7 protein-coding genes and 1 pseudogene are annotated in these 6,203 nt (G+C 65.8%); 6 read left to right on the forward strand and 2 right to left on the reverse strand.

Features of this window, described 5'->3' with window-relative positions:
• The first annotated feature begins 5 nt into the window (after positions 1-5).
• The 3 genes and pseudogenes from R5H29_RS17955 (at position 6) to R5H29_RS17965 (ending at position 2,058) form a co-directional block, all read left to right on the forward strand.
• Complete coding sequence (locus R5H29_RS17955; protein WP_019658876.1) at positions 6-620, forward strand: YqaA family protein; 615 nt, start codon at positions 6-8, stop codon at positions 618-620.
• Positions 617-1,399 carry a peptidoglycan DD-metalloendopeptidase family protein gene (locus tag R5H29_RS17960; protein WP_058980131.1) on the forward strand — a complete coding sequence of 261 codons (783 nt, stop codon included), beginning with the start codon at positions 617-619 and terminating at the stop codon, positions 1,397-1,399. Before R5H29_RS17955 ends, R5H29_RS17960 begins: the two co-directional genes overlap by 4 nt.
• A gap of 171 nt (positions 1,400-1,570) precedes the next feature.
• Positions 1,571-2,058: pseudogene (locus R5H29_RS17965) on the forward strand (hypothetical protein).
• 28 nt (positions 2,059-2,086) lie between these two features.
• Here the strand turns inward: R5H29_RS17965 and R5H29_RS17970 are convergent.
• Positions 2,087-2,461, reverse strand: coding sequence for an Mth938-like domain-containing protein (locus R5H29_RS17970; protein ID WP_058980129.1), 375 nt, complete (start codon positions 2,459-2,461; stop codon positions 2,087-2,089).
• Between the two features lie 13 nt (positions 2,462-2,474).
• Entirely contained in the window at positions 2,475-2,780 is a 306-nt protein-coding gene (gene yhbY, locus R5H29_RS17975; protein WP_019658872.1) for a ribosome assembly RNA-binding protein YhbY, read from the reverse strand.
• A 65-nt stretch (positions 2,781-2,845) separates the two neighbouring features.
• On the opposite strand from yhbY, the gene rlmE reads away from it, so the two are divergent.
• The 3 genes from rlmE to R5H29_RS17990 all read left to right on the forward strand — a co-directional run bounded on the left by rlmE (position 2,846) and on the right by R5H29_RS17990 (position 5,769).
• The gene (rlmE, locus tag R5H29_RS17980) at positions 2,846-3,478 is read left to right on the forward strand and encodes a 23S rRNA (uridine(2552)-2'-O)-methyltransferase RlmE (protein ID WP_005409014.1); all 633 of its coding nucleotides are present in this window, start codon (positions 2,846-2,848) and stop codon (positions 3,476-3,478) included.
• Between the two features lie 69 nt (positions 3,479-3,547).
• Positions 3,548-5,482: an ATP-dependent zinc metalloprotease FtsH gene (gene ftsH, locus R5H29_RS17985; RefSeq protein WP_058980127.1), complete on the forward strand. Its 1,935-nt coding sequence runs from the start codon at positions 3,548-3,550 to the stop codon at positions 5,480-5,482.
• A gap of 101 nt (positions 5,483-5,583) precedes the next feature.
• Positions 5,584-5,769 carry a hypothetical protein gene (locus tag R5H29_RS17990; RefSeq protein ID WP_180877859.1) on the forward strand — a complete coding sequence of 62 codons (186 nt, stop codon included), beginning with the start codon at positions 5,584-5,586 and terminating at the stop codon, positions 5,767-5,769.
• Positions 5,770-6,203: the final 434 nt, after the last annotated feature.

Consider the following 6,203-nt stretch of genomic DNA (forward strand, 5'->3'; position numbering starts at 1 on the left):
GTTGCATGAAGATTTTCGGGCCGCTGTACGAGCGGGCGATGAAGTGGGCGGCGCACGAACGCGCGCCGACCTACCTGACGGTGTTGAGTTTCTTCGAAGCGATCATTTTCCCGGTGATGCCGGAGGTGATGCTGGCGCCGATGTGCGTGGCCCAGCCCAAGCGCGGCTGGTGGTTCGCCACCCTCAGCCTGGCCGGCTCGATGCTCGGCGCGCTGGTTGGCTATGCACTGGGTCACTACGCCTTCGAGGCGATCAAGCCGCTGTTCGAAGCGCTGGGCATGCTGCCGGCGATCGAGCAGGGCATCACCACCGTGCAGGCGAAGATGGCCGAGTCGCCCTGGGCGGTGTTCACCTTCCTGGTGCTGGGCGGATTCATGCCCATCCCGATGAAGGTCTTCACGTGGGCATCGGGTATCGTCGGCGTACCCATGCCGCAGTACCTGCTGAGCATGCTGATCGGTCGCGGCAAGCGCGTGTTCGTGCTGGCCGCGGTCATCCGTATCGGTGGTGCGCGTGCCGAAGCCGCACTGCGTCGCTGGATTGAACCGCTGGGCTGGATCGCCACCGTGCTGGTGGTGGTGCTGATCGCCTGGCTTGTATGGAGGTCGAAGTTCGCATGAATCCTGATCGTCTGAGCAAGGGAGTGCGCATCGGCGCGCTGGCGTTGCTGGTTTCCACACTGGCCGCCTGCGGTACCGCCACCGTGGTCCGCCCGGGCGGCGGCAACGCTGGCGGCGTGACCACGCCGAAGACCTCGGTACCCAAGCCCGGGCAGACCGTGGTGGTGCGCAAGGGCGACACCATCTATGCGCTGGCCCGCATCCATGACATCACCCCGGCCGACCTGATTGCCTGGAATCGTCTGGACAACCCGTCGACCATCTACCCCGGCCAGGTGATCCGCCTGTATCCGCAGGGGGCCACCAGCGGCCGTGCGCCGACCACGGTGGTCACCCCGCCGCGTTCGGCTGGCAGCAGTGGCGGCAGCACCGCGCCGGCCCCGGCGCCGGTCGGGCCGGTGAAGAGCAACATCGCCTGGCGCTGGCCAGCCGATGGCGCGATCGTCGGCCGCTACGTGGCCGGTGACGCGACCAAGCAGGGCGTCGACATCGCCGGTACCAGCGGCCAGCCGGTAAAGGCCGCCGCCAATGGCGTGGTGGTGTATTCCGGTGCCGGCCTGGTCGGCTACGGCGAGCTGATCATCATCAAGCACAGCGACCAGTGGCTGTCGGCCTATGGCCACAACCGCAAGCGCCTGGTGAATGAAGGGCAGAGCGTGAAAGCCGGCGAGCAGATCGCCGAAATGGGCCGCACCGGTGCGAACCGCGACATGGTCCACTTCGAGATTCGCTACAACGGCAAGCCGGTCGACCCGCAGCAGTATCTGCCGGCACGTTGACGCGGTTGGAACAGGGAGTGCCGGGCCATGCCTGGCGTTCCTGACCTGTAGAGCCGTGCTCGACTCAGCGACTGCGGAGCGGTCGTTTGCGATCCTGTGTGCCGCAGGCTCACCTTCACGGCGGACCGGATACCCGGCATTCTTGAGCGGTCCCAGTCGACCCGGTACCCCATGCTGCGTCCTGCTTCCGTTCTCGCCTTGCTGATCGTCGCGCCGCTGGTCACCGCGGCCAGCGATCCGCGCGACGTGGTCACCCGTCTTTACGCCGTAGTCCAGGCGCCGGCTTCAGATGAAGTGGCCATCCGCCGTTGCTGGGCGATGCCCTGCGCTCGGCGGTCGATGCGCAGCATGCTTACGAGCGGGCCTGTACCGCGCTGGCCGCGCACGACGAGAAGCCGCACATGCTCGACCAGAGCCTTTATCTGCTGGCGCCGGACCGACCGGACACGGTCGCGGTGGGAATGGCCGAATCGAGGGGTGACGCGACCTGGATCCGCGTCGACATGGCAGTGGGCGACTATCGATGGACCGACCGGGTCCTGCTGCAGCGGCAGGACCGGGACTGGAAGGTCATGGATATCCGCTGGGGGCAGGGCGGCCACCTGATCGGCCGGCTCCAGGAGTTCTCGGCATTCCGCTGCGCGCCTTCAGGCCGCTAGGGGCCGGAGGCACCGGTGACTCGAGAACTCAGCCTTCCAGAATGAAAGCAGCCGCGACCTTGCGGCCTTCGCCGGCCAGGATGTTGAACGTACGCGCGGCGGCTGGATTGTTCATCACTTCCAGGCCGATGCCGCGTGACAGGCAGGCGGCCATCACCGCCGCCGGCGGGAACACCTGACGGTCACCCGTGCCGAGCACGATCAGCGCCGGGTTCAGCGCCAGGATCGGCTCCAGGTCAGCCAGCTGCAGCGCAGTGGCGCTCACCGCCGGCCATTGCGTGACCAGCTGGTCCGGGGTCAGGAAGAAACTGCTGCCCAGCACCTGGTCATTGACCTTGGCCGAGCGGCCATCGGCGGCGCGCAGGCTGTAGGCGTAGTCCGGCGGTTCGTGGTTCAGCTGCATGGCAGTAGGCCGATCAGCCGCGCGGCAGCACGATCTGGCGCTGTTCCCTGCTCGGGCGGTACAGCACGGCGACGTGGCCGATGCGCTGCACCAGCGCGCTTTCGGTGGCTTCGACGATCTCGCCGATCATCACGTCACGGGCCTCGCGGTCTTCGGCAGCGACCTTCACCTTGACCAGCTCGTGGCGCTCCAGCACTTCGTTCAGCTCCGCAATGAAGGCCGGGGTCACACCCTTGCCGCCGGTCTGCAGCAGGGCCTTCAGGTCGTGGGCTTGGCCGCGCAGGAAACGGGTCTGGGAGGCGGTCAGGGCGATGGACATGCAGGAAAAGACGGTTGAATGGGGCGATCAGGGTATCATGAGGACCCCATCAGCCCCTATTTTCAATGGCTACCCGCAGCAAAAGCAGCCAGCGCTGGCTCAAGGAACACTTCTCCGACCCCTTCGTGAAGAAGGCCCAGGCCGAAGGCATGCGCTCGCGTGCCGCCTACAAGCTCGAAGAGCTGCTGGAACGTGACCGGTTGCTGAAGCCGCACATGGTGGTGGTCGACCTCGGCGCGGCCCCGGGCGGCTGGTCTCAACAGGTGCGGAGACAGATCGGCGATACCGGCCGGGTGCTGGCCCTGGATATCCTGGACATGCCGCCGCTGGCCGGCGTGGAGTTCCTTCATGGTGACTTCAGGGAAGAAGCCGTCCTATCGCAGTTTGAAGCCATGCTCGGGGATCAGCCGGTAGACCTTGTGCTGTCGGACATGGCCCCCAATAAGAGTGGTGTGGGTGCGGTCGACCAGCCGCGGATGATGCACCTGGCGGAGCTGGCCCTGGATTTTGCCGACAACCACCTCAAGACCGGTGGGGCGTTCCTGATCAAGCTGTTCCAGGGTGAAGGCTTTGACGACTACGTGCGCGACATGCGCCGCCGGTACGACAAGGTCTCCATCCGCAAGCCGGAAGCCTCGCGCAAGCGCTCTCCCGAGGTGTATGCCTTGGGTCAGGGAAAACGCGCCCACATGAAGTAAGCTCGCAATGTACGCAAGTTCGACCCCCACGCAACGCCAGCACTGAGAGGAACACCGGAGCCAATGAGGATGAACGACTTGACCAAGAACCTCCTGCTATGGGTGGTCGTCGCCGTCGTGCTGATGGTGGTCTTCCAGAGCTTCTCGCCGAAGTCCTCCGGAGCCGGCGCGCAGGGCGCGTCGTACTCGCAGTTCCTGGACCAGGTGGACAGCGGCAACGTGCAGAAGGTCGCCTTCGGCGGCGACATGCGCGGCGGCACCAGCCAGCTGACCTACACCACCCGCGGCGGGCAGACATCCACCATCACCGCACCGTTCGATCGCGACCTGATCAACGTGCTGCGCACCAAGAACGTGGAGATCGTGCAGGAGGAGCCGTCCAGCGGCATTTCCCTCGGCGCGATCCTGATGAATTTCCTGCCGGTCATCCTGATCATCGGCTTCTGGTTGTTCATCATGCGCCAGATGCAGGGCGGCGGTGGCGGTGCCAAGGGCGCGATGTCCTTCGGCAAGTCGCGCGCCAAGCTGCAGGGCGAGGACCAGATCAAGGTCACCTTCGCCGACGTCGCCGGCTGCGACGAGGCCAAGGAAGAAGTGGGCGAGCTGGTCGACTTCCTGCGCGACCCGTCCAAGTTCACCAAGCTGGGCGGCAAGATTCCGCGCGGCGTGCTGATGGTGGGCCCGCCGGGTACCGGCAAGACGCTGCTGGCCAAGGCCATTGCCGGCGAAGCCAAGGTGCCGTTCTTCTCGATCTCCGGTTCGGACTTCGTGGAAATGTTCGTCGGCGTCGGCGCCAGCCGCGTGCGCGACATGTTCGAGCAGGCCAAGAAGCATGCCCCGTGCATCATCTTCATCGATGAAATCGACGCTGTCGGCCGCCACCGTGGCGCCGGCCTGGGCGGCGGCCACGACGAGCGCGAGCAGACCCTGAACCAGCTGCTGGTCGAGATGGACGGTTTTGAAGGCGGCGAAGGCGTGATCGTGATCGCCGCGACCAACCGTCCGGACGTGCTGGACCCGGCGCTGCTGCGCCCGGGCCGTTTCGACCGCCAGGTCGTGGTCGGCCTGCCGGACGTGAAGGGCCGCGAGCACATCCTGAAGGTCCACATGCGCAAGCTGCCGCTGGCCGACGACGTCGAGCCGATGGTGATCGCGCGCGGTACCCCGGGCTTCTCCGGCGCCGACCTGGCCAACCTCTGCAACGAGGCCGCCTTGTTCGCTGCGCGTGGCAACGAGAAGGAAGTCCGCATGGACCACTTCGACCGTGCCCGCGACAAGATCCTGATGGGCGCCGAGCGCCGCTCGATGGCCATGAGCGAAGAGGAGAAGACCCTCACCGCCTACCACGAAGCCGGTCACGCCATTGTCGGCCGTCTGGTACCCGAGCATGATCCGGTCTACAAGGTCACGATCATTCCGCGTGGCCGTGCGCTGGGTGTGACCATGTACCTGCCGGAAGGCGACAAGTACTCGATGAACCGCGTCGCGATCCAGTCGCAGCTGTGCTCGCTGTACGGCGGCCGCGTCGCCGAAGAGCTGATTTTCGGCGAGGACAAGGTCACCACCGGTGCCTCCAACGACATCGAGCGTGCCACCAAGATGGCCCGCAACATGGTCACCAAGTGGGGCCTGTCCGAGCAGCTCGGTCCGATCGCCTATGGCGAAGAGGACGATGAGGTGTTCCTGGGCCGGTCGGTTACCCAGCACAAGAGCGTGTCCAACGACACGGCGCGCCGTATCGACGAGGAAGTGCGCAATATCCTCGACAAGGCCTACGCCCGTACTACCCAGCTGCTGACCGAGAACATCGACAAGCTGCACGCGATGTCCCAGCTGCTGCTGCAGTACGAGACCATCGATGCGCCGCAGATCGACGCGATCATGGAAGGTCGTGATCCGCCGCCGCCGGCGGGCTGGAGCAAGTCGAACAAGGACGGTGGCAACGACAAGGGCGGCGACGCCCGTCCGCTGCCGCCGATCGCGGGCCCGGCCGAATCGCACTGACGGCCCGCTGCAGGTGCACCAGACGAGGCCGGGGCAACCCGGCTTCGTCGTTTCCGGGCCACTGGCCCATCCCGAAGATCCGATCTGACGCTGGAGCCCGCATGTCCGCCCCGAAGCCCGAACCTATTTCCCACACCGCTGAAATGGTCATCGCCACCGTGGTCGGCGTGGGTGTGGGCCTTGGGGCCGACAACCTGCTGCTGGGCTGCGTGGTGGGTATCGGTGTCGGCATTGTGCTGAGCATTGCCAAGACCCTGTACGTGGACCGCAAGCGCCGCCGCCACTGAGGAGGGGCGGCAGGGCTGCGCCCTGCACCCGTGGTAGTGCCGGCCGCTGGCCGGCAACCTCAACAGCAACAGCAACAGCGGGCTTTCCGTAGGATGGCGGGGCGGTGTCGGAGTGCGGGGACGCTGCAAGTACGTCCCTGTAAGCTTGGCAGCCGCATCCATGCGGCTGACACCCCGCCCTCCGACACCGCCCCACCTCTGACAGATTCCTGCTGCTGTTGGTAGGTGTCGACCTTGGTCGACACGTAGATCCACTCCATGCGTGGATGAATCTCCATCTAAATCGAACATCTCGATATCCGGGAGATCTGAGCCGAGCATGGCTCGGCTCTACAGAAAACAAGGCCCGACAGATCGTGGAAATCTGTCGAAGGCGGGGTGGGTCCGGTTGCGGGGGCGTGAGCCGCATGGATGCGGCGACCGAGCTTACATGG

This window comes from Stenotrophomonas sp. A3_2, assembly GCF_036624925.1.
Taxonomy (GTDB): domain Bacteria; phylum Pseudomonadota; class Gammaproteobacteria; order Xanthomonadales; family Xanthomonadaceae; genus Stenotrophomonas; species Stenotrophomonas hibiscicola.

Bases quoted from the DNA above. Each gene is read 5' to 3' on its own strand.
- R5H29_RS17955 (WP_019658876.1), top strand. From the start codon at position 6: ATGAAGATTTTCGGGCCGCTGTACGAGCGGGCGATGAAGTGGGCGGCG.
- R5H29_RS17960 (WP_058980131.1), top strand. From the start codon at position 617: ATGAATCCTGATCGTCTGAGCAAGGGAGTGCGCATCGGCGCGCTGGCG.
- R5H29_RS17970 (WP_058980129.1), bottom strand. From the start codon at position 2,461: ATGCAGCTGAACCACGAACCGCCGGACTACGCCTACAGCCTGCGCGCC.
- yhbY (WP_019658872.1), bottom strand. From the start codon at position 2,780: ATGTCCATCGCCCTGACCGCCTCCCAGACCCGTTTCCTGCGCGGCCAA.
- rlmE (WP_005409014.1), top strand. From the start codon at position 2,846: ATGGCTACCCGCAGCAAAAGCAGCCAGCGCTGGCTCAAGGAACACTTC.
- ftsH (WP_058980127.1), top strand. From the start codon at position 3,548: ATGAACGACTTGACCAAGAACCTCCTGCTATGGGTGGTCGTCGCCGTC.
- R5H29_RS17990 (WP_180877859.1), top strand. From the start codon at position 5,584: ATGTCCGCCCCGAAGCCCGAACCTATTTCCCACACCGCTGAAATGGTC.